At 46.8% G+C, this 20,127-nt stretch carries 20 protein-coding genes and 1 other annotated feature; of the genes, 13 read left to right on the top strand and 7 right to left on the bottom strand.

Going from position 1 to position 20,127, the window contains the following annotated elements; genetic code table 11:
* Nucleotides 1-38: 38 nt before the first annotated feature.
* Nucleotides 39-596 (bottom strand): peroxiredoxin family protein, encoded by a 558-nt coding sequence (locus BP97_RS35250; protein ID WP_051620356.1) that lies wholly within the window; start codon nucleotides 594-596, stop codon nucleotides 39-41.
* Between the two features lie 66 nt (nucleotides 597-662).
* Nucleotides 663-1,349, bottom strand: a complete 687-nt coding sequence (locus BP97_RS38645) for a Crp/Fnr family transcriptional regulator (RefSeq protein WP_051620355.1) — start codon at nucleotides 1,347-1,349, stop codon at nucleotides 663-665.
* A 246-nt stretch (nucleotides 1,350-1,595) separates the two neighbouring features.
* Between BP97_RS38645 and BP97_RS0104460 the strand changes: the two genes are divergently transcribed.
* The 4 genes from BP97_RS0104460 to BP97_RS0104445 all read left to right on the top strand — a co-directional run bounded on the left by BP97_RS0104460 (nucleotide 1,596) and on the right by BP97_RS0104445 (nucleotide 6,904).
* A complete protein-coding gene (locus tag BP97_RS0104460; protein ID WP_028548022.1) occupies nucleotides 1,596-3,461 on the top strand; it encodes an assimilatory sulfite reductase (NADPH) flavoprotein subunit in 1,866 nt (621 codons plus the stop codon).
* 71 nt (nucleotides 3,462-3,532) lie between these two features.
* Entirely contained in the window at nucleotides 3,533-5,266 is a 1,734-nt protein-coding gene (gene cysI / locus BP97_RS0104455) for an assimilatory sulfite reductase (NADPH) hemoprotein subunit (protein WP_028548021.1), read from the top strand.
* A 211-nt stretch (nucleotides 5,267-5,477) separates the two neighbouring features.
* Nucleotides 5,478-5,771, top strand: a complete 294-nt coding sequence (locus BP97_RS0104450; protein ID WP_028548020.1) for an ArsR/SmtB family transcription factor — start codon at nucleotides 5,478-5,480, stop codon at nucleotides 5,769-5,771.
* Nucleotides 5,772-5,893: 122 nt separating this feature from the next.
* Nucleotides 5,894-6,904: an NADP-dependent oxidoreductase gene (locus BP97_RS0104445; protein WP_028548019.1), complete on the top strand. Its 1,011-nt coding sequence runs from the start codon at nucleotides 5,894-5,896 to the stop codon at nucleotides 6,902-6,904.
* An 84-nt stretch (nucleotides 6,905-6,988) separates the two neighbouring features.
* Here BP97_RS0104445 and BP97_RS0104440 read toward each other — a convergent pair whose 3' ends face one another.
* Complete coding sequence (locus tag BP97_RS0104440; protein WP_028548018.1) at nucleotides 6,989-7,888, bottom strand: LysR family transcriptional regulator; 900 nt, start codon at nucleotides 7,886-7,888, stop codon at nucleotides 6,989-6,991.
* A 131-nt stretch (nucleotides 7,889-8,019) separates the two neighbouring features.
* On the opposite strand from BP97_RS0104440, the gene BP97_RS0104435 reads away from it, so the two are divergent.
* A complete protein-coding gene (locus BP97_RS0104435; protein ID WP_028548017.1) occupies nucleotides 8,020-8,688 on the top strand; it encodes an O-methyltransferase in 669 nt (222 codons plus the stop codon).
* 57 nt (nucleotides 8,689-8,745) lie between these two features.
* Nucleotides 8,746-9,501, top strand: coding sequence for a MerR family transcriptional regulator (locus BP97_RS0104430; protein ID WP_028548016.1), 756 nt, complete (start codon nucleotides 8,746-8,748; stop codon nucleotides 9,499-9,501).
* A gap of 49 nt (nucleotides 9,502-9,550) precedes the next feature.
* On the opposite strand, the gene BP97_RS35240 is transcribed toward BP97_RS0104430, so the two are convergent.
* Together BP97_RS35240 and BP97_RS0104420 are read right to left on the bottom strand one after the other, a co-directional pair.
* The gene (locus BP97_RS35240; protein WP_231506212.1) at nucleotides 9,551-10,795 is read right to left on the bottom strand and encodes an MFS transporter; all 1,245 of its coding nucleotides are present in this window, start codon (nucleotides 10,793-10,795) and stop codon (nucleotides 9,551-9,553) included.
* Nucleotides 10,796-10,881: 86 nt separating this feature from the next.
* Nucleotides 10,882-11,865 (bottom strand): helix-turn-helix transcriptional regulator, encoded by a 984-nt coding sequence (locus BP97_RS0104420; protein ID WP_028548015.1) that lies wholly within the window; start codon nucleotides 11,863-11,865, stop codon nucleotides 10,882-10,884.
* Between the two features lie 219 nt (nucleotides 11,866-12,084).
* Between BP97_RS0104420 and BP97_RS0104415 the strand changes: the two genes are divergently transcribed.
* From BP97_RS0104415 to BP97_RS0104405, 3 genes are all read left to right on the top strand, one after another.
* Complete coding sequence (locus BP97_RS0104415; RefSeq protein WP_028548014.1) at nucleotides 12,085-12,684, top strand: TetR/AcrR family transcriptional regulator; 600 nt, start codon at nucleotides 12,085-12,087, stop codon at nucleotides 12,682-12,684.
* Nucleotides 12,685-12,807: 123 nt separating this feature from the next.
* Nucleotides 12,808-14,001: an MFS transporter gene (locus tag BP97_RS0104410; protein ID WP_028548013.1), complete on the top strand. Its 1,194-nt coding sequence runs from the start codon at nucleotides 12,808-12,810 to the stop codon at nucleotides 13,999-14,001.
* A gap of 30 nt (nucleotides 14,002-14,031) precedes the next feature.
* Complete coding sequence (locus tag BP97_RS0104405) at nucleotides 14,032-14,619, top strand: sugar O-acetyltransferase (RefSeq protein WP_028548012.1); 588 nt, start codon at nucleotides 14,032-14,034, stop codon at nucleotides 14,617-14,619.
* 167 nt (nucleotides 14,620-14,786) lie between these two features.
* Here the strand turns inward: BP97_RS0104405 and BP97_RS0104400 are convergent, their stop codons facing one another.
* The gene (locus BP97_RS0104400) at nucleotides 14,787-15,662 is read right to left on the bottom strand and encodes a LysR family transcriptional regulator (RefSeq protein ID WP_028548011.1); all 876 of its coding nucleotides are present in this window, start codon (nucleotides 15,660-15,662) and stop codon (nucleotides 14,787-14,789) included.
* A gap of 109 nt (nucleotides 15,663-15,771) precedes the next feature.
* Here BP97_RS0104400 and BP97_RS0104395 point away from each other — a divergent pair, with 109 nt between their 5' ends.
* Together BP97_RS0104395 and BP97_RS0104390 are read left to right on the top strand one after the other, a co-directional pair.
* On the top strand, nucleotides 15,772-16,158 hold the full coding sequence (locus BP97_RS0104395; protein ID WP_028548010.1) for a tautomerase family protein: 387 nt from the start codon (nucleotides 15,772-15,774) through the stop codon (nucleotides 16,156-16,158).
* 37 nt (nucleotides 16,159-16,195) lie between these two features.
* Nucleotides 16,196-16,522: a carboxymuconolactone decarboxylase family protein gene (locus tag BP97_RS0104390; RefSeq protein WP_028548009.1), complete on the top strand. Its 327-nt coding sequence runs from the start codon at nucleotides 16,196-16,198 to the stop codon at nucleotides 16,520-16,522.
* Nucleotides 16,523-16,781: 259 nt separating this feature from the next.
* Here the strand turns inward: BP97_RS0104390 and BP97_RS0104385 are convergent, their stop codons facing one another.
* Nucleotides 16,782-17,516 carry a cupin domain-containing protein gene (locus tag BP97_RS0104385; protein ID WP_028548008.1) on the bottom strand — a complete coding sequence of 245 codons (735 nt, stop codon included), beginning with the start codon at nucleotides 17,514-17,516 and terminating at the stop codon, nucleotides 16,782-16,784.
* A gap of 152 nt (nucleotides 17,517-17,668) precedes the next feature.
* Nucleotides 17,669-17,898: a binding site (T-box leader), on the top strand.
* Between the two features lie 102 nt (nucleotides 17,899-18,000).
* Here BP97_RS0104385 and BP97_RS0104380 point away from each other — a divergent pair.
* Both BP97_RS0104380 and BP97_RS0104375 read left to right on the top strand, forming a co-directional pair.
* The gene (locus BP97_RS0104380) at nucleotides 18,001-19,536 is read left to right on the top strand and encodes a 2-isopropylmalate synthase (protein ID WP_028548007.1); all 1,536 of its coding nucleotides are present in this window, start codon (nucleotides 18,001-18,003) and stop codon (nucleotides 19,534-19,536) included.
* Nucleotides 19,537-19,633: 97 nt separating this feature from the next.
* Nucleotides 19,634-20,110 carry a YbaK/EbsC family protein gene (locus BP97_RS0104375; RefSeq protein ID WP_028548006.1) on the top strand — a complete coding sequence of 159 codons (477 nt, stop codon included), beginning with the start codon at nucleotides 19,634-19,636 and terminating at the stop codon, nucleotides 20,108-20,110.
* The last annotated feature ends 17 nt before the right edge of the window (nucleotides 20,111-20,127 follow it).

The raw sequence follows: 20,127 nt of genomic DNA, 5'->3' as shown, positions 1-20,127 counted from the left end.
ACAGGCGAATCCGGATTGCCTGTTGGACAGAGGGCAGCCTATAGTCCTGCCTCAGCGAAGAGATCAATGGCTTCAAAGGGTAAATGTTCCGTAACCATTTGGCTGTAATGGCAAATCTGGATGATTCCATTCTCATCGATCAAGAAATCGGCTGGAATGCGATGGAAATTCGAGCCTTCCTCTCTAGTGAGCGTATAGCCCGCTGCTTCCACTTCCGCTATGACGGCTTTTATGGAGGGATCAGCCAAAGTGCTTTGCATTTTTTCCTCGGAGCTTTCTACCCCGTATTTATCATAGATTACAGCCGAAGGATCGGCAATGAGCGGGAATGGCGGGTTTTGTTTGCCTACGTACGTTTGTAGATTGATCTCGGGCGATTCGAAAAAAGCGATGATGTCCAGGGATTGCTGCTGCCATTCCGGATACCGTTCGATAAAGCGCTGAATTCGCAGATTACATAACGCGCATGAAGAATAACGGAAAAAGGCAATCAATACTTTGCGGCCGCGATAATTTTCCAACGATACGGGCTTGCCCTGATGATCGGTTACATGAAACAAGGGGGCCATGTTACCCGGTTGAAGCTTCTGAGTCATAGGGATTCCTCCTAAGGGATAGATGTCAGACCTCTGGTCTACAGTCTTACCTTAGCAGGAATCTGGTCACGCTTCTGTGACCAAGTCACCAAGCTGCGCCTCCAGCATTCCTCGATTAGTAACTCGCACCCAACCACGACCCGTCTCCACCCAGCCTTTTTCTTGATATCGCTTGAGCACACGAGATACGACTTCACGGGCAGAACCAATTTCATTAGCAAGCACTTGATGAGTGATGTGAAGTAATGGATTAGTGTCGGTTGTCGTGCGAAGCAGAGCTTTTGCAAGGCGAGCTTCTAATGGTTCATTGTGTTTAGCTTGCAGCATTCGGCTCGTACGGATCATTCCGTCCAGCAATCCCCCGAATATGGCGTTTCGAATGGTAGGCTGCACCTGAATCCAACTGAGGAAACTCGATTTGGAGACGAATAGCACTTCGACTTCTGTCTCGGCTATAAGGGAACCGGGATAGTCGCGATCGCTCAATCCGCATAGAACCAAGAGTGAGCAAACCTCCCCGGCTGAGAGTAAGGTTAGCAGCGATTCACTCCCGTTCTCCTCGATCAATGTAATTCGGACCGTGCCTCGCAGTAGGAACATGCCGTAATTTGCAGCATCTTCTTTTTGAAAAATCCGGGCTTGTGACGGATACGTCAAGACGCGAGGCTGAGCAGCTGTCCACTCGGCTTGTGGAACCGACTTTAAGAAAGGAAATACATCGAAAACACTTGAAGGATTGAAGTTTAAGGCCATATTTTATTCCCCTCCGTCGATTTATTCTACCATTTAACACTTCAGTGGAGCGCTATTAGTAAAATTTATCTAATTATCTTTCATTTATAAGAAAAATTGAAATCATTCCACAAAAACTTTTATAGACAAATATCGACTAATCTCATTGACCCATTGAAGGGACTGCGGTAGCATAAGGAAAGGAAGAAAAGCATAGTAACCAACTTGGATTAATATTAATTATGAAACGATGCGAGGTGGATGTTGTTGCAACTCAAAGTAACGAACAGTCCTTTTACGGAAGAGCAGGCTGAGCTGATTAACCGACTTTTGCCAACCTTGACCGAGGCACAGATTCAATGGTTGGGAGGATATTTGACCTTCTATCGTGCGGGAAGCGCAGCCGTTCAAGGCGAAGCTCCAGTGCATGCCAACAATACGGTTGGGGCAGCCCCACAAGTGCTGACCCTTGTTCCTGAGATTCAGACGCCCTGTGAGGCGACTATTCTTTACGGTTCTCAAACCGGTAACGCCCAGCGCTTGGCGGGCAGATTATCGGATAAGCTGAAGGAGCAGGGCTTTGCAGTGACTCTCTCAGCGATGAATCAATACAAAACGAACAATTTGAAAAAAGCGAGCTATTTGTTCTTGCTTGCCAGCACTCACGGGGAAGGCGATCCGCCGGATAATGCGTTGACCTTCTATGAGTTTCTTTTCAGCAAAAGAGCTCCGAAGCTGGGAGATGTTAAGTACTCCGTTCTTGCGCTTGGGGATACGTCCTATGAGTTCTTTTGCAAAACAGGACAAGATTTTGACAAACGTCTAGAGGAGCTTGGCGCTCAGCGTATTGCCGCTCGTATCGATTGCGATGTGGATTTCGAGGAGTCTGCTGCCTCATGGATAGCAAGCGTTACTGACGCGGTAAGTGCATCAGCTCAAGCGGCGCCTGCTTCCTCCGGTTCAGTTGCAGTCCTCACAGCATCCGCTTCGAGTGAAGATTCGTCAGAATATTCCCGTTCCAATCCGTTTCATGCTGAGGTACTTGACAATCTCAATCTGAACGGACGTGGCTCAGATCGTGAGACTCGCCACTTGGAGCTTTCGCTCGAAGGGTCTGGATTGACGTACGCTCCGGGAGATTGTGTTGGCGTCTACCCGCAAAATGATCCGTCCCTTGTTGAAGAAATTATTGACGAGTTGAAATGGAATTCGGAAGCGCTCCTTGCTGTCGGCAAGTCTGGAGAGACCTCCTCGCTTAAGGATGCGCTGCTTCATCATTATGAAATTACCGTACTGACCAAGCCTCTAATGGAGAAAGCCGTAGCATTCTCTGGCAATAGTAACCTGGCAGATCTGGTAAAGCCGGAAAATAAGCAGGATCTGAAAGAATATATGAACGGCAGAGATTTACTTGATTTGCTGCGTGACTTTGCTCCATGGTCGTTGACGGTTGGAGATATCCCGGCGCTGCTGCGTAAGCTGCCGCCACGGCTTTACTCGATCGCGAGCAGCTACAATGCTCACCCGGACGAAGTGCATCTGACCATCCGAAAAGTCCAGTATGAGGCACATGGCAGAGAACGCGGTGGCGTTTGCTCCGTTCATGCGTCTGAACGTCTTCAATCCGGCGATAAGCTTCCTATTTTTATTCAGAAAAACCCGAACTTTAAACCGCCTGTTAACCCGGATACGCCGGTGATTATGATAGGGCCTGGTACTGGCGTTGCGCCGTTCAGAGCTTTTCTGGAAGAGAGGGAAGAGCTTGGCGTGGAAGGGAAGTCATGGTTGTTCTACGGTGACAGGCATTTTGTAACGGACTTCCTGTACCAAACCGACTGGCAGCGTATGTTGAAAGCCGGCGTACTGACGAATCTGGACGTAGCGTTCTCCCGGGATACGGAAGAAAAAGTGTATGTTCAGCACAGGATGCTGGAGAATGCTTCCGAGCTGTATCAATGGCTGCAGGAAGGGGCTCATGTCTACATATGTGGTGATGAAAAGCATATGGCGCATGATGTGCATAAAGCATTGCTTACTATTATCGAGCAGCAGGGCGCTAAGAGCCCGGAAGAGGCTGCGGCTTATGTAGCTGAGCTGCAGGAGCAAGGCCGTTATCAACGCGATGTTTATTAATCGCATAACGCTATAGATGTTCGTAAAGAAAGAATGAATGCACTGGATGCATAGTAAAGGAGCTGACAGCAATGGCAGAAAAACTTAAAGTGGAGCCGATTGGCGGACCTCCAAGCGATGTGGAATTGCTGAAGGAAGAAAGTAATTACTTGCGCGGATCGTTAGTCAAGTCCCTCTCCAACCGGATTACAGGCGGATTGCCCGAACTGGATAACCGGCTGCTCAAATTCCATGGCAGCTATATGCAGGATGATCGTGATTTTCGCAATGAACGCCAGAAACAGAAGCTGGAGCCGTCTTTTCAGTTCATGCTTCGCGTCGTGACACCAGGCGGTGTATCTACCCCGGAACAATGGCTCGTCATGGACGAATTGGCTGAGAAATACGGAAGCGGAAGCATCCGTGTTACGACCCGGCAAGCGTTCCAGCTGCACGGTGTACTTAAATGGAATTTGAAGCAAACGATCAGAGAGATTAACGACGCGCTGTTGACAACATTGGCTGCATGCGGTGACGTCAGCCGTAACGTAATGTGCAACCCGAATCCTTATCAATCCGAGGTGCATAGCGAGGTTTACCGCTGGTCCCAGCAGCTAACGACTCACCTTGCTCCCCGCACACCAGCGTATCATGAGATTTGGCTGGACGGAGAGAAGGTTGTCGATAGTCTCGAGCAGAACGGTGAGGAAACGGAAGTCGAGCCTATCTATGGTCCTGTTTATTTGCCGCGGAAGTTCAAAATCGGAATAGCAGTACCACCTTCCAATGATGTGGATGTGTATTCACAGGATCTTGGCTTTATTGCTATTGTAGACAATGGCAAACTCATCGGCTTTAACGTAAGTGTCGGCGGCGGCATGGGGATGACGCATGGCGATACGCAAACGTATCCACAACTGGCAAGAGTTATTGGCTTCTGTACACCGGATCGTATCCTTGATGTTGCCGAGAAGACGGTGACGATTCAGCGCGATTACGGCAATCGTTCCGTTCGGAAGTATGCACGCTTCAAATACACGATCGATCGTCATGGCCTAGAGTGGTTTGTGGATGAACTGCACGATCGTTTAGGCTGGAAGCTGGAGCCTGCACGTGAGTTCCAATTCGATCATACGGGCGACCGCTATGGCTGGGTAAAGGGCAAAGACGGCAGATGGAACTTGACGTTGTATGTTCAGAGTGGCCGAATTGTAGATTCCGAGAACTACAAGCTGAAAACCGCATTGCGTGAAATTGCCAAAATTCATACCGGAGACTTCCGTCTTACCGCTAACCAAAACTTGATGATAGCGAACATCGCAAGCCAGAAGAAAGCGAAGATCACGGCGCTGCTTAAAGAGTACGGCATCATAGAAGGTGAGGAGCTGTCTGCCTTGCGCCGAAGCGCACTTTCTTGTGTTGCGCTGCCGACCTGCGGACTGGCGATGGCAGAGGCAGAACGCTATTTGCCAACGTTGGTTGAGAAGCTGGAGCCTATCCTGGAGGAAGTTGGCCTGCGCGATAAAGAAATCAACATTCGAATGACAGGCTGTCCGAATGGCTGTGCCCGCCCGGCTCTAGGTGAGATTGCATTTATTGGGAAATCCCCGGGTAAGTACAATATGTACATGGGAGCAGGCTTCTCCGGAGACCGTTTAAGCAAGCTGTATCGCGAAAACATCGGTGAAGAGGAAATTATCGACGTGCTGAAGCCGATGATCCAGCATTTCGCATCCGATCGCAATCAGGGTGAGCATTTTGGAGATTTCGTCATCCGTACCGGTTATGTGAAGGCAGTAACTTCAGGTCTTGATTTCCACAGCTAAACCGCCATTTTTCTTATACAAGAACAAGCGCTGATTTTTTCAGCGCTTGTTTGCTTGGTGAGAAACCTATAGCACTCGAAAAAAGCGAAACGTAAAAGGTGGGTATCCCCTCTAGAAGCAATAGCGTCCGCCTTTGTTATCAGGAAATTACCGTTGCATTTCCCAGACCCCTCTGGTTGACAAGAGGCTTGTTCCTCTTTAAGATTGTTTTATGATGATCGAACAAATACAAGCTGATGATGAGAAGCGGGCACGGATTTTTAAAGCCCTGGCGGAGAAGAAGCGCATTGAAATTGTCCGTTATCTTCATGTGGAGCCGACGCGGAATAGCTGCGGAGAAATCGGTAAAGCGATGGGAATGGACAAATCGAATGTCACTTATCATTTGAAAATTATGAATGAGGCGGAATTGATCCGTGTCGTCCGCGACGGACAAAATAAAAAAATTTATTTAATCGAAGATATGTTTCAGACGTATTTACCCGGTTTCTTGGAGAGCCTATAGGTGCCAAGAAGCCTTCTTTTTAAAATAATAGTTTGAAAGTTTTAAAACTATACAATTTGTGCCACGCTTCACTCATTGGATTGTCCGATGATTATTATTTCCAAGGAAGAGAGTGATTTATGATGATGAATCAAATGATCTTACTTAAAAACCGTCCGCAAGGCTGGCCGGATAAGGACACATTTGAATTGAAAGAAGCACCCGTTGGTAACCCGCAAGAAGGGCAGGTCGTCGTCCGTTCGATTTACTTGTCGGTTGATCCGTATATGCGGGGAAGAATGAACGATACCAAATCATATGTGGAGCCTTATAAACTCGGAGAGGCAATAAGCGGAGGCGTTGTGGGGGAAATCGTCGAATCCCGTTCGGAGCTGTTCCGTGTTGGGGACAAGGTGCTCGGCATGCTCGGGTGGCAGCTTTACAATGTTGTAGATGCGAGGACGCTACGCAAAATAGATGGAGAGGCAGCACCGTTATCCGCTTATTTAAGCGTAATCGGCTTGACGGGCTTAACAGCCTACTTCGGTCTCATGGATATTGGACGTCCGAAGGCCGGTGAGACGGTAGTCGTTTCCGGGGCAGCAGGCGCGGTCGGAATGGTCGTAGGCCAGATCGCCAAAATTCAAGGGGCGCGAGTCGTCGGGATTGCCGGTTCGGATGAGAAGACGCAGTTTTTGGTGAAGGAACTGGGTTTTGATGCCGCTGTGAATTATAAAACGGCTAACCTGAAGCAAGCGCTCGAGCAGGCCTGCCCGCAGGGGGTTGACGTCTATTTCGATAATGTCGGCGGAGATGTATCGGATGCCGTCATGAGTCTGCTGAACGATCATGCGAGAATTCCGCTGTGTGGAGCTATTTCGTCATACAATATGGAGGAAGGCAGCGATGCCGGTCCGCGGATTTTGACCAAGCTGATTAAGACTCGATCCATGATAAAAGGCTTTGTGTTAGGCGATTATGCAGACCGTATGCAGGAAGGTTTGGAATACCTGATGAAATGGCTGTCTGAGGGTAAGTTGAAATATGAGGAAACCATCATGGAAGGGTTTGAGAAGGTTCCTGAAGCTTTCGTAGAGCTGTTCAAAGGTAGAAATATAGGGAAAATGCTGGTTAAAGTAAGCCCAACGGAATAATTCACTTGCTGCTTCAATCATGCCCGAATTCTTTGGTGAAACAAAGGTTCGGGCATTTTTTCATGGATCAGTAGGAGAGGCGCCTCATGATTTCTTATAAGGATTTTGGCGGATCATCTTAATGAAATGGGCTGCGGCGGCTGATAGCGGTTCATACTTACGAGTACAGACGGCAATGGTATTTTGCAGGCGGATTCCTTCTACATAGACTCTGCAAAGCTCGCCGCGCTCTACATATTTTTGCACAACCAGGGATGAAACGAAGTTAGCTCCATACCCCGCAATAACGGCAGTGATGGCTTCATGCAATCCATTGAATTGCAAATTGATTTTGGGGGCCGAAGTACTGTAGGTTCGGCATAGAGCCAACAATCGTTCTCGTGTTGAGCTTCCTTCCTCTCTCATGACAAAAGGTTCTTTCATCATATCGGATAAAGAGACCTGCTGGTTCGCGTACCGGTGGCCCGGTGCAACGACAAACCACAGCTCGTCCTGAAACAGCTCTTCCGTTTCAACCGTATCCGGATATTCTTCAGGCAAGCCTCCATAAATCGCTAAATCAGCCTCCACATTCAAAAGCTGCTTCAAAGCATCGCTTGAATTGGTTGTAGTAATACTCATTTCCACTTGTTCATATTGCTGCTTAAACTTCGCTATCCAGGTGGGCAGCAGCACATGAGCTGGCAAGTACGTCGCGGCGATTCGAATATGTCCGTTAGTACCGTTAAGGTAATCGTAGGCAAATTGTTCAATTTGCTGTTCCACTGAAAAAAGTCTTTTTGCGAGCTGCTCCATTTGTTCACCGGCATCAGTTAAAGCGATCCCTCTGCCTTGAGGCTTGAAAAGTGAGAAGGACAATTCCTTCTCGAATTTTTTAATTTGGGCCGTTATGGCGGGCTGGCTAATATTTAATATTTCAGAGGCGCGTGTCACGCTTCTGGTAGAGGCAATCACATGGAATAATCGCAATGCGTGCAGATTCATAAAAAGAATTACTCCTTTAACTCATATATTAGATATATAAGTATATATAAAACATATATTTTTATTATGATTATAGCTCGATTACAATAAAAATGGAAGAAGCAGAACAATACAAAGGAGCAGTGATAACTATGAATCCATCGAACACGTGGAACCAAGTAGACCAGTATATAAAGAAGCAATTGATTCCGTATGATCCTATTCTGGAGGAAGCTTTGGCAAATAATCATAATGCAGAATTACCCCCATACGACGTAACGCCATCACAAGGGAAACTATTGCAATTATTCATTCAAATGCAAGGAGCAAAGCGAGTTCTGGAAATCGGTACTTTGGGAGGGTACAGTACCATCTGGATGGCGAGAGCATTACCGTCAGACGGACGTATAGTCACTATAGAAGTAGATCCGCATCATGCGGAAGTCGCTAGAACCAACCTATCGCTTGCCCAGATTGATCATAAGGTAGAGCTGCGGGTAGGAGATGCATTAGACCAATTGACTCGAATGGATGAAGAACAAGCAGCGCCATTTGATCTCATATTTATTGATGCCGATAAGCCGAACAATCCTCATTATTTAAAATGGGCGCTTCGCTTCTCACGTCCCGGAACGGTTATTATTGGAGATAATGTAGTGCGTGATGGAGAAGTTGCAAATGAAAATAATGAAGATCCCCGTGTCATAGGCGTAAGGGAATTTTTCGATAGGCTGGCAGAGGAGCCGCGAATTACGGCCACGGCTATTCAAACCGTAGGAAGTAAAGGATATGACGGATTCGTTATTGGGATTGTTAGATAAGTGTTGACTCTCCTCTTAGGGGAGGCTTTAGACTGAATTTAGAAGGAGGTGAAACCAATGCTTTACACCGTAAAAGAAGTGTCGAATCTGTCCAATGTCACGATCAAAACGCTGCATCATTATCACAGGATCGGTCTTCTCATGCCTAGGGAAATCAGTGAAGCGGGCTACAGGCTGTATGGGATGGAAGAGCTGGAACGTCTTCAGCACATTTTGTTCTATCGGGAGCTTGACTTTCCTTTGGATACAATCAAAGAACTTCTGGAGGAGGAACCGGAGAAGGCAGCGATTTTGACCCAGCAGGAAAAGCTTCTTTTGGCTCGAAGGCAGCGGATTGAAACCATCCTTCTAACGTTAAGGAAAACTATAGCAAGCAATAAGAAAGGAGAACAAATGAACAGTCAAGATTTATTCAAAGGCTTTGAAAGCGAGGATGCTTGGAAAGAAGCGATGAGCGAGCAAAATCAATACTTGAAGCAAGCCTACAATGTGGACATTGTTGAGGCAGCTCCAATGGACGTTCAAGACATGAATGAGCAGGCGGCGGAAGCTGCGAGATTTATGAATGAGGTGGCACAATCCTTGAGGGCAGGCTTGAAGCATAGCGATGAGCAGATGAAGCAGCTGCTGAGCAATCACCTGATGTTTATGAACGAGCATGGACATCAGACCTCTGCGGCCGATTTTGCAGCGCAAACCCGTTTTTTCCTCCAGGATGATTTTCATCTGCGGATGCTGGAGGGGCAACAAACAGGCATGGCGTATTATCTCGCAGCAGCGGCAGAGTCGTTGGCTGCTGACGATAATCAATAAGACTGACCGAACACCCCAATGTTCAATTGGGGTGTTTTTTGCGAATATTTTAAGAGGCTAGCTTCTGTTCGGCTTTGCCTGCATACAAGGTAACTCCCAGTCCTACTGCATATATCGCTGCGCCGAAACCATAGGCTGCAGTGTAATTTCCGCCCAGTTCGATTATCCAGCCGGAGAGGCCTGGACCGAGCATTTGTCCGACGGCGTAGAAGACAGATATAAATCCGATAGCGGTGGCAACGAAACGCTGAGGTACCTGCTGCGCCGCTTTAAGCTGGATTAGTGTGATCAGTCCGCCAATACTGGAGCCCCAAAGCATGGAGGAGATTACGAATCCCGGTATGCTCGGGTATACAACGGGAACTAGGTCTCCAGCAACCGCGCAAACCCAAGCCAGTATGAACATGCGGGGTATCCCGAAGCGGTCGGATAAGGTGCCCCATATGGGGCTGCCGACTATGCTGAATATGCCAGCTACCGAATAGATGAATCCAGCCGTTCGGTCGGATAGCCCTTGTCCCAGCATGAAGCCGGTCTGGTACAAGTTCGGAATAAGATAGGCAAGGCCGATCAGAAAATAAAGCCATGCTACTTTCATTAACCCCTTGTTTTTAAACCAAGCTGGTTTGTCCTTGTCGTTGCTGTCGCTGCCGCGTGCTTCGGGATTTCTTAAGATGACGAACGCGGTGAGAATCACTGCTAGAGAGAGCACTCCGAAGCTTAGCCAGACCGCACGCCATCCCCAGTCGGGAAACTGCACGTCAAGGAACGGGACTAGAATGCCGCTCAGCAGCATGCCGATTCCTGCACCGCTGAGCAGGATGCCGAGCACGGTTCCTTTTCGGTCGGGGAAGCAGCCCAGCATGATGGACATGAGCGGGGTGAACACCAGCGCGCTGCCGGCGCCGGAGAGAAACATAAAGGGCGCTATCGACATAAAGGAGGATGCCCATGTCAGGCCGAACATGCTAACAATAACAGCGCTGCCGCCTATGAGAAGAACGGCTTTTCCTCCCCAACGTACGGCTAGCAGGCCCGACAGTCCGACTGTTACGAGATACCCCAGGAACATAATCGTTCCGAGCATCCCTCCCATCGAGACAGAGAGGCCAAGATCCTTCTCCATATATGGCAGGATGAGGCCGTAGGCCATTCGGGCAAATCCAGTTGTAGTAACGATGAGCAGCATGCCGACGAGAACAAAAGGCAAGAAACGGGGGGGAGAGGTACTCTGAAGAGGTTGTTTCATACGTCCAGCTCCATTCTGTCCAAAAGTAATATGCACTGCTGTCATGTTACTCCGGACATCCTTCTGACCTCTACCCTTGCGCGGATTACTTATGCCTTTTGCAGGAACGATTAGTCATCCGTCTTTCTCTATCATGAAAAGAAACCGGAACGATGACGCAATAAGGCTCCGGGATTGACTCCATATTGCTTGCGGAACGCTTCCGCAAAATGGCTTGGGTTGGAATAGCCTATGGCGCAGGCCGCTTCGCTCACATTGACGTGCCCTTCTTGAAGAAGCAGCCAGGCTCGTTCCAATCGCTTTTCACGCAAATAACCGAAGACGGTGTTGCCGTACATTTCTTTGAACCCAATCTTCAGCTTGTAATCGTTCAGACCGACAAGTCTTGAGAGCTGCAGCAAGGATGGAGGCTCCTCCATCCGCTCCGTGATGATCGTGCGTGCCAGTTTGATTCGAGCTTGATCATCCTTGGTGAGCAGCGATTTGCTTTCCTTCGCATCCAGCAGGAAGGATCGGAAAGCAAGCAGCAGCAGCTCAAGCAAGCGGCATTCCAGTTCAATCCGGCGTACATTTCCTGTGTGCAATCCATCGACAAGCTGCTTTAATATAATAGCGGCTCCGGGATCCACTTTTTCCTGAAATATTCGATATGTCTTGGAACCGAGCAATTTGTTGAAATCTATGGATCTGCCTCCGGCAGCTTCAGTCAAGAAGTCGTGAAAGACGGACACCGACATACCAATTCCAAGCATTGTAACAGGCTGGTCGGCATCGAACTCCAACCGGGCTGATTCAGCATTAATGAGCTGCAAGCTCCATTGACCTGGCAGGATCTGCTGCCCGGGGCTCGCCAGATTCGTTCTTCTTGAACCCTGGAGACAGTAACCAAGCTCCACCATGGGCTTGAGCGATGTAAGTTCTACCGTCGTTCCTGCTGTCAGACAGAAGTCGGATAGAACCAGCTCCATCTCGGGCCTTGGCTGAAGCCTATGGATCATGCCTGATCCTGCAGAGGTCATAATCCGTATCTGATCTGATGAAGCTTCCTGCTGCGTGTGCGGCTCCAGCTGGTTAAAGAAATGATTAAAATTATGATGAAAAGCAGCGGCATGCATCGCTTCATACCTCCAGTCACGTGATTGAAATTGAGTGATAATCATTCTCAATTATACATGGGCTCTGCGCTCTTATCATCAATTATTTGGGTAGAAAAAGGTATTGAGCTCTGTACACTTGCATAATTCTCTCGCTTTCTGCTAGAATACTGAATAAACGTTCAGTATTATTTGTCATGACGGACCAAATGAATATCCATGAAATTGGAGTGGAAGAGTATGAACAAAAAACAGTTACAGAGCGAGTTAACCAAAAAACGAATAGCGGATGCCGCGAGGGTATTGTTTATACAAAAGGGTTATAAGGCGACCTCTATTGAAGATATAGTTGAGGTGACAGGGAGCAGTAAAGGGAATATTTATTATCATTTTAAAAGCAAGGAAGGCTTGTTCCTATATTTGGTAGAGGAATGGGACCATGATTGGGAGCAAAAATGGTTTGAAAAGGAGTCAAAGTACGAAACGACCATTGATAAATTATACGGAATTGCAGAGCAGATGGTACTGGATGATTTGAACCATCCACTGACCAAAGCGGCAGACGAATTTTTTAATAACGAAGAGAAGACAAGTGACGTAGAGGAACGGCTCGCGGAGATGGTCGTAAGACATTTGAAATTCTACGAGAAATTAATTCGTGAGGGTATGGAGAAAGGGGAATTCAAGCAAGATAATGTTGAAAGCCTCGCTGTCATTTTGGAGGGATTATTTTTCGGACTGAGCCAGATGTCACGTAAATCGAGTATGAAAGAGGCACTTGAGCTGTATCAATTAGCAGTAAAAGTATTCCTGTCCGGCATCGCCTCACGGTCAAGCTGATCCTTTTTATAGAAACCTTAACCCAACCCAAAAATAGAATTTTTGGTGAAATCCTCTTTTTTGGAATAATACAAAACGAACGTTCAGTATAATTATAATGTAAGAACATTTGGAGGCATTATTATGGCATTACTTTTTAGAAACAGAGGCGCAATTCTTCTTTTGATGGTGAACATTTTTCTAGTTTTTACAGGCATCGGTCTTGTTATCCCGATTATGCCTACTTATATGGCGGAGCTTCATATTAACGGCAGCGTAGTGGGCTTGTTGGTTGCTGCTTTTTCATTAACTCAGCTATTATTTTCACCCATAGCGGGACGTTTATCCGACTCACTCGGAAGAAAAAAAATTATTGTTACCGGGATGATTATTTTCGCCCTCTCGGAGTGGATGTTCGGGGTCGTGAGTTCGCCCTTGTTTCTCTTTGTGTCCAGGATGCTGGGAGGAATTGGCGCTGCTCTCATTATGCCGGCCATCATGGCATATACCGCCGACGTCACTACGATGAAAGAAAGAGCTAGAGGAATGGGATTTATCAATGCGGCCATTACCACAGGATTCATTATAGGTCCCGGAATCGGAGGTTTTATTGCGGCGTATGGCACTCGAGTCCCTTTTTATGCAGCAGCCGTAGCAGGTGCCATCGCAGCTATCATTACGATCATTCTTCTTCCTGAGTCATTAAAGGCAGAACAGAGGACGGCTTCAAGCTCTGAGCCAGTGGTAAAACAAAGTCTTGTGTCGCAGCTAATAAATTCATTCCGCGAGCCTTACTTTTTGAGCTTGATTATCGTCTTTGTTATGTCCTTCGGGTTGGCTAATTATGAGACTATATTCGGATTGTTTGTCGATCATAAATTCGGTTTTACTCCAAAAGATATTGCTTTTATCATTACATTCGGTTCCATTGCCGGCGCCGTAGTGCAGCTTACTATATTCGGTTGGATTCTGAACCGTTTTGGCGAGAAACAAGTCATCTCCTTCTGCTTGGTTGTAGCTGGGGCGTTTGTTTTATTGACGCTCTTCGTGAGCCGTTATTGGATGATCCTTCTGGTGACATTTATAGTGTTCTTGGCGACGGATATTCTGCGTCCGGCTGTCAGCACACAGATGTCCAAGATGGCTCAGGATCAGCAAGGGTATGTAGCGGGTCTGAATTCAGCGTATACCAGCTTGGGCAATATTGTAGGTCCTGTCGTTGCCGGATTTCTATTTGATATAAATATTCAATATCCTTATGTATCGGCGTCGCTCGTTTTGTTGATATGTTTTGTGTTATCCATAGTAGCCAAAGGAAGAATAAAGGCTGTTGCATGATGAGCATTTTCATTTAAGGGGGTAACCTACATGACCGAGAAAGAAAAAATGTTGGCAGGAAAAGCCTATAAAGCTTCTGGGGAAGAGCTATCAGGGGAGCGGCAAAATGCGAAAAATTTATTGTTTGAGTACAATAGTTTGCACCCAAATGAACTTGAAAAGCGAAATCATATACTCAGAAAGCTGTTAGGAAAGACTGGCGGAAATTTTTTTATTGAACCTACATTCCGTTGTGATTATGGCTATAACATTTCAATAGGTGAGAATTTTTATTCCAATTATAACTTGACCGTTCTGGATTGTAACAAGGTGACCATTGGAGATAATGTCTTAATCGGACCTAATGTGAGTCTCTTTACAGCAGGACATCCCGTGCATCCTGAGCTCAGGGCTTCAGAATTAGAGTTTGCCTACCCGATCCATATCGGAAATAATGTTTGGATTGGTGGAGGAGTCATTATTAATGCAGGTGTGACTATTGGCGATAATTCGGTAATAGGGTCGGGAAGCGTAGTTACAAAGGACATTCCTGCTAATATGATTGCAGTCGGTAATCCCTGCAGAGTTCTGCGCAACATTACGGAAGAGGATAAAACTAAGTTTCTAGAACAGCATTAATTTTTAAAAGAAAGCAATCCCCCAAAAGCTATGCACCATCATCTAAGTGGGGGAATCGGAATAGTGGTAAACACTCCCCCTTGTAGGACTTCGTTTAAGGATAGCGCTCCCAGAATATCGAACTAAAACCGTCACTGTTTACAGATAGCGACGGTTTTTTTCGTGAGCTAAGTACTCTTAAGCTTCTCCTTTAAACATTGCAGAAACAAGCTGGCAGTGGATGAACGATATTCTGTCTTGTTATTTTGCAAAATGCCGACCGGGATTAAAGGGTCCTTCATACTTACCTGCAGGGGAACGACATCAGGCGGCAGCGGCAGGGAGAAGAGGACAGCTCCGACTGAAGGGATTTGCTGCACAAAGGATGGAATGGCGGAAATTTGGCTCACTGAATAAAGAAACGGCGTACCGGAATACCCAGCAAATTCTTTTAACAAGCGCATATGATACAAGCATGTTTTGCCACCGACAATGAGTGGATATTCGTACAGCTCCTCTATAGATACGGCTGATTTTTCCGCAAATGCATGATGGTTGGACACGATAAATTGGATCTTCTCGTTGTATAAGGGTTCAAATTGCAGGGAGGTGAGATCTGTTGGTTCTCCGGTGATGGCAAAGTCCAATGTGTTTTGACGCAGCCCATGGGAGAGAGTGTCCGTATTTCCAACTGTAAAATGACATTCGATATTAGGCTTCAAGCTCCGAAAATGTTCAAGAACTGCAGGCAGTATATTGGCTGTCATTGTCTCTAATACTCCGATGTTCAGTGTGCCGATTTCTTCTTTTTGCAGCGATTTGGCCTGCTCCAATACATAGTTCCAATGCTGGATCAGATTATCGACTTCTTCGGCATACACCTTGCCGGAAGGTGTCAGCTCCGCGTCCCATCCTCGTTTGAACAGCTTGATCCCCAGTTCCTTCTCTAATCTCTGCACCTGATTGGTGACCGTGGATTGTGCGTAATTGAGTTTGGCTGCTGCTTTGGAAAAGGTGCCTTCTTGAATAATGGTGCGAAATGTCGTCAGTTCTTTTAAATCCATACTGCTCAACTCCATCGATAAAAATGAATAATTTTATAAATAAATTCAATTATACAGATGAAGATTCGAGGTGTAAAATCTAGTTATCGAATAGAGGAGGGTATACAGGATGCCATTTATACGAGTCAGTTATTTGGAAAATCAATATGAGGAAAAGGATTTGCCTCTCATTAGCCGATGCATTATGAGGGCTCTGATCGAGCATTTCAATGTCCCGGAGCAAGATTATTTCCAGGTATTTCACGCCCATAAGAAAAACGAATTTTACTACAGTCCTGATTATTTGAACGTATCGAGAACGGATAAGCTGCTCTATATTCAAATTACTTTAGCTTCAGGAAGAAGCAGGGAGCAGAAAAAAACGTTCTATCAGAAGCTAGCTTGGCTGCTCTCGGCGGAGTGCCGGATTAGAGAAGAAGATGTATTCGCTGTTCTGGTGGAAACCGAGCTGGAGGATTGGACCTTCGGAAAAGGCATTGCGCAGATGATTCCATAAGCAGCACGAAGATAATCGTACAAAGGGTGAGTGGATAATGAAGCATAAACAGATCATATCGAATGCAAGAGAAACCATGGGAGATGTAACCCCAGCGTTTGTACAATATTCGGAAGAGGTGCTGTTCGGAGACGTATGGAGGAGGGAGGAGCTGTCTCTACGGGAGCGGAGTCTCGTCACGGTAGCTGCATTAGTTGCCGGTGAGCATACCAACCAGCTGCCCTATCATCTGAACCTCGCCAAAGAAAACGGCCTTACCGAGGAAGAACTGATGGAGGCTATAACGCATCTGGCTTTCTATGTCGGGTGGCCGCGCGCCGCGTCTGCCATTCAAGTTGCTAAAGCGGAATTTGAGAGGGGGTAAAACACGCCTTTGGGCGTGTTTTGATTGGAGGAGGTAGCTATTAGGCACGAGTTTTAGACCCTCGGCTTTGCTCGATGAACTTCCAAGGCTATGCTTCAATTAAATATTGTTTATGTATAGCCTCGCATCGGTCCATGAACTTTTTGGTTAGCGGAGTCAATGATTTTTTCAAGGGTAACAGGAATCAAAATAAGACCATCCTAAGCTGTCGAGGCAGCTCAAAGGATGGTCTTTTAATTGCCGCAGCAACGCCGCAACCTTATATATGGTTGTTATAATTATATCCCCATCCATTGCCGATGTAAGGCTGCTGCCCGGGGTAATCATATCTTTGTTGATACTGCGGCATGCTGGAATTAGGCTGGTTCGGGAAAGCCTGGTTCGGGTTAGCCTGATTCGGATAAACCGGCTTCGAATAGTTGGGCTTTGCCTTTTCGCTCGTACCTTGGACTTCATGTTTTTCGCAATCCTTCGGCGGACCGATGAAGACCGTTTGGGTAATAGGCGCAAAGGTATCCTTTACTTTTGCCTCATCTAAGCAATAGGAGCGAGCCCATATGTGTGCAGGCGTTAAACGCAGCAGATCCGAGCCGCCTATAAATTCCGGAGTTGGGGCATCGAATATGGCTAATAAATGAGTGTTGTCGACGGAAGCGACCTCATAATGCCACCAGCCCTGAGGCACGTTGGCTACTTGACCAGGCTGAATGGGGAAATTAAGCAGTTCCTTCGTGAACGGATTAATCAAGGAGACAACAGCGGCTCCTGATATGCAATAGACCAATTCGGAAGCATTTTGATGAAGGTGGGGTTCGACTATGTTCCCTGTGCTGAGAAAAATGTCCAACAGAGATACATTTCCTAATGTATTAAGCTGATTAATGGAGAGGGCATTAATATAGTTGTTGGCATCTTTTTTGAAAAACTGATTGTTGCTCAAATCATAAGTAAAGGTTACAGATGGAGAAGTATAATCCATATACGATACGGCCACTTAATTCCCTACTTTCAATTTGATTTTAGGCGTTTGACCCTATGGGGTACTGTATGCAGCTGTAAACATAAACGTTCGCCTTCTCCAGAATCCTGAATCCGTTTATTGACAAAGCTATTCGAATACCCTATAATAACCATTAATTTCAATAACCAAATGTTACGATTAGAAATAGTAGAATTGAAATGACCTTTCAGAGAGCCGTTGGTAGGTGTGAAGCGGCAGTGTCCTTCATTTCGAACTCGTCTATGAACAGCTGCCTGAATAAGTAGGGTATGCCGGAGTTCCACCGTTACAGGGATAGATGGTGATGGCCATCGAAAGAGCTCATTTCTTATGAAATGAATTAGAGTGGTACCGCGGGTTCAACCTCGTCTCTATACATAGAGACGGGGTTTTTTTGTTGGTTAAATTCCGGGTTTAACCAACCTCGCTTCACATAGATACATTAATACATTTAAATTTCGCTTAGGAGGAAATGAAGATGAACCGTAAAATTATTGTATTGGACACCACACTGCGTGATGGAGAGCAAGTTCCTGGAGCCAAGTTGAATATGCACCAAAAAATAGAAATAGCCCAGCAATTAAAACGGCTTAATGTAGATATTATTGAAGCAGGCTTTCCGGCTTCTTCTCAGGGAGATTTTCAAGCAGTAGAGGAAATCGCCCGTACCGTTGGGGATAGCGTATCGATCACCGCGCTTGCGCGGGCTGTTCGAAGCGATATCGACGCCGTATATGAGAGCATTAAGGCGGCGCAAAAGCCGCTCATCCATATCGTTCTCGGCACCTCGAACATCCATGTGGAAAAGAAGTTCAACCGCTCCAAGGAAGCCGTTATGGAAATGGGAGTGGAAGCGGTCAAATATGCCAAGACGCTGCTGCCTTATGTCCAGTACTCCACGGAGGATGCGTCGAGATCGGATTTCGAATATTTGTGGAAAACGATCGAATCCGTTGTTAAAGCGGGGGCAACGATGATTAACGTGCCAGATACCGTGGGCTTTGCCGTTCCTGATGAATTCGGGGATCTGATTCGCAGAATTAACGACCGGTTGAAAAATTTGAACGACAAAGTGATTCTCAGCGTTCATTGTCATAACGATTTGGGGCTGGCAACGGCCAATACGCTCAGCGCGATCAAGAACGGGGCGGACAAAGTCGAATGCACCATTAACGGCTTGGGGGAACGTGCCGGCAACGCCTCGCTGGAAGAAGTCGTGATGGGCTTGAAAGTAAGAGAGAGCTCCTTCAACGCTTATACCGGGATTCAGACAAAAGAGCTTCTGAGAACGTCTAGACTGGTCACTCATTTGACAGGATTGGATGTACAGGTGAACAAAGCGATTACCGGCGAGAACGCCTTTGCCCACTCTTCAGGTATTCATCAAGACGGACTGCTTAAGGATAAGCAGGTTTATGAAATCATGTCCCCTGAGGATGTCGGGGCTGAAAGCATGGAACTGATTCTTACAGCCCGTTCCGGCCGTCATGCTTTCAAGAATGCGGTCGAAAAGATGGGCTTCGATACGAGTGATACGGAGGATTTTGAACAGCTGTTCCAAAAATTTCTCACCTTGGCCGATGCCAAAAAAGAAGTGTACGACCACGATGTGTTTTACTTGGTGACCAATCACCGCACGGTAAGTGAAACGGATAAGCAGCTGTATGAGCTGGAATCGTTTCAAGTCGTGACGAATGATCTGTACCCTACAGCAACCGTCAAGCTGAAAAAAGGCTCCGAGATTCTGAAAGGCAGTGAGGTTGGGGACGGTCCGATTGATGCTTTGTACAGCGTTATTAAAGCTTTGGTGGGAATGGACGTTCAACTCAAGGATTATAAAATTAACAGTTTGTCGAGAGGTAAGGAAGCTATCGGCCGCGTTAATATCCGTATCCAATATGAAGGGAAAACGTACTCCGGCCGTGCGATGGACACCGATATTATTAAAGCCAGCGCAAATGCATTTTTGAATGCCGTTAACGGCGCTCTGCTGGATGATATGGCAAGAGAGTAACCTAACTCATGGCTGTATGAGGGACCCGGATTTTTCTGAGGTCCCCTCCTCATGAGGAGCTGCATTGCGATGAAGGAAGGAACGGAGGGAATAAAGAATGAATGCGTTAAAGGAAAGCGCTCAGCGGATTCAGAACTTGCTGACGGAGCAGGGATACAGGAATCAGGTAGTGGAGCTGCCTGACAGTGCTCGAACCGCTCAGGAAGCCGCCGATGCCATAGGCTGCGAGGTGGCGCAAATAGCGAAATCGATCATTTTTCGGCTCAAGGGCTCCGATAAGCCGCTTTTGGTTGTTGCCAGCGGAGTGAACCGCGTCAATGAAAAACAGATCGCTAGCCTTATCGATGATAAGCTCGGCAAGGCGGACGCGGATTTTGTCCGTGAACGGACCGGCTTTGTTATTGGCGGAGTTGCTCCGATCGGGCATAATGAAAAGATCGTAACTTTTATTGATGAGGACCTTTTCCAATTCAAAACCTTATGGGCCGCAGCGGGACATCCCAAGGCTGTCTTTGAACTAACGCCTGATGCTTTGGTTGCTATGACCGGCGGACAAGTGATTCAAGTTAAATAAAATTAAGGATGGGAGAG

Source organism: Paenibacillus sp. UNC451MF (assembly GCF_000686845.1).
GTDB lineage: Bacteria > Bacillota > Bacilli > Paenibacillales > NBRC-103111 > Paenibacillus_S.
Note: the sequence above shows the minus strand (reverse complement) of the source record. Positions and strands in the feature narration are given on the sequence as shown.

Excerpts from the sequence above, each read along its gene's own strand:
- BP97_RS0104440 (WP_028548018.1), bottom strand. The coding sequence starts at position 7,888 with ATGAATCTGCACGCATTGCGATTATTCCATGTGATTGCCTCTACCAGA.
- BP97_RS0104415 (WP_028548014.1), top strand. The coding sequence starts at position 12,085 with ATGAACAAAAAACAGTTACAGAGCGAGTTAACCAAAAAACGAATAGCG.
- BP97_RS35240 (WP_231506212.1), bottom strand. The coding sequence starts at position 10,795 with ATGACAGCAGTGCATATTACTTTTGGACAGAATGGAGCTGGACGTATG.
- BP97_RS0104380 (WP_028548007.1), top strand. The coding sequence starts at position 18,001 with ATGAACCGTAAAATTATTGTATTGGACACCACACTGCGTGATGGAGAG.
- BP97_RS0104400 (WP_028548011.1), bottom strand. The coding sequence starts at position 15,662 with ATGGATTTAAAAGAACTGACGACATTTCGCACCATTATTCAAGAAGGC.
- BP97_RS35250 (WP_051620356.1), bottom strand. The coding sequence starts at position 596 with ATGACTCAGAAGCTTCAACCGGGTAACATGGCCCCCTTGTTTCATGTA.
- BP97_RS0104410 (WP_028548013.1), top strand. The coding sequence starts at position 12,808 with ATGGCATTACTTTTTAGAAACAGAGGCGCAATTCTTCTTTTGATGGTG.
- BP97_RS0104405 (WP_028548012.1), top strand. The coding sequence starts at position 14,032 with ATGACCGAGAAAGAAAAAATGTTGGCAGGAAAAGCCTATAAAGCTTCT.
- BP97_RS38645 (WP_051620355.1), bottom strand. The coding sequence starts at position 1,349 with ATGGCCTTAAACTTCAATCCTTCAAGTGTTTTCGATGTATTTCCTTTC.
- BP97_RS0104450 (WP_028548020.1), top strand. The coding sequence starts at position 5,478 with ATGATGATCGAACAAATACAAGCTGATGATGAGAAGCGGGCACGGATT.
- BP97_RS0104435 (WP_028548017.1), top strand. The coding sequence starts at position 8,020 with ATGAATCCATCGAACACGTGGAACCAAGTAGACCAGTATATAAAGAAG.
- BP97_RS0104420 (WP_028548015.1), bottom strand. The coding sequence starts at position 11,865 with ATGCATGCCGCTGCTTTTCATCATAATTTTAATCATTTCTTTAACCAG.
- BP97_RS0104375 (WP_028548006.1), top strand. The coding sequence starts at position 19,634 with ATGAATGCGTTAAAGGAAAGCGCTCAGCGGATTCAGAACTTGCTGACG.
- BP97_RS0104390 (WP_028548009.1), top strand. The coding sequence starts at position 16,196 with ATGAAGCATAAACAGATCATATCGAATGCAAGAGAAACCATGGGAGAT.
- cysI (WP_028548021.1), top strand. The coding sequence starts at position 3,533 with ATGGCAGAAAAACTTAAAGTGGAGCCGATTGGCGGACCTCCAAGCGAT.
- BP97_RS0104445 (WP_028548019.1), top strand. The coding sequence starts at position 5,894 with ATGATGAATCAAATGATCTTACTTAAAAACCGTCCGCAAGGCTGGCCG.
- BP97_RS0104395 (WP_028548010.1), top strand. The coding sequence starts at position 15,772 with ATGCCATTTATACGAGTCAGTTATTTGGAAAATCAATATGAGGAAAAG.
- BP97_RS0104430 (WP_028548016.1), top strand. The coding sequence starts at position 8,746 with ATGCTTTACACCGTAAAAGAAGTGTCGAATCTGTCCAATGTCACGATC.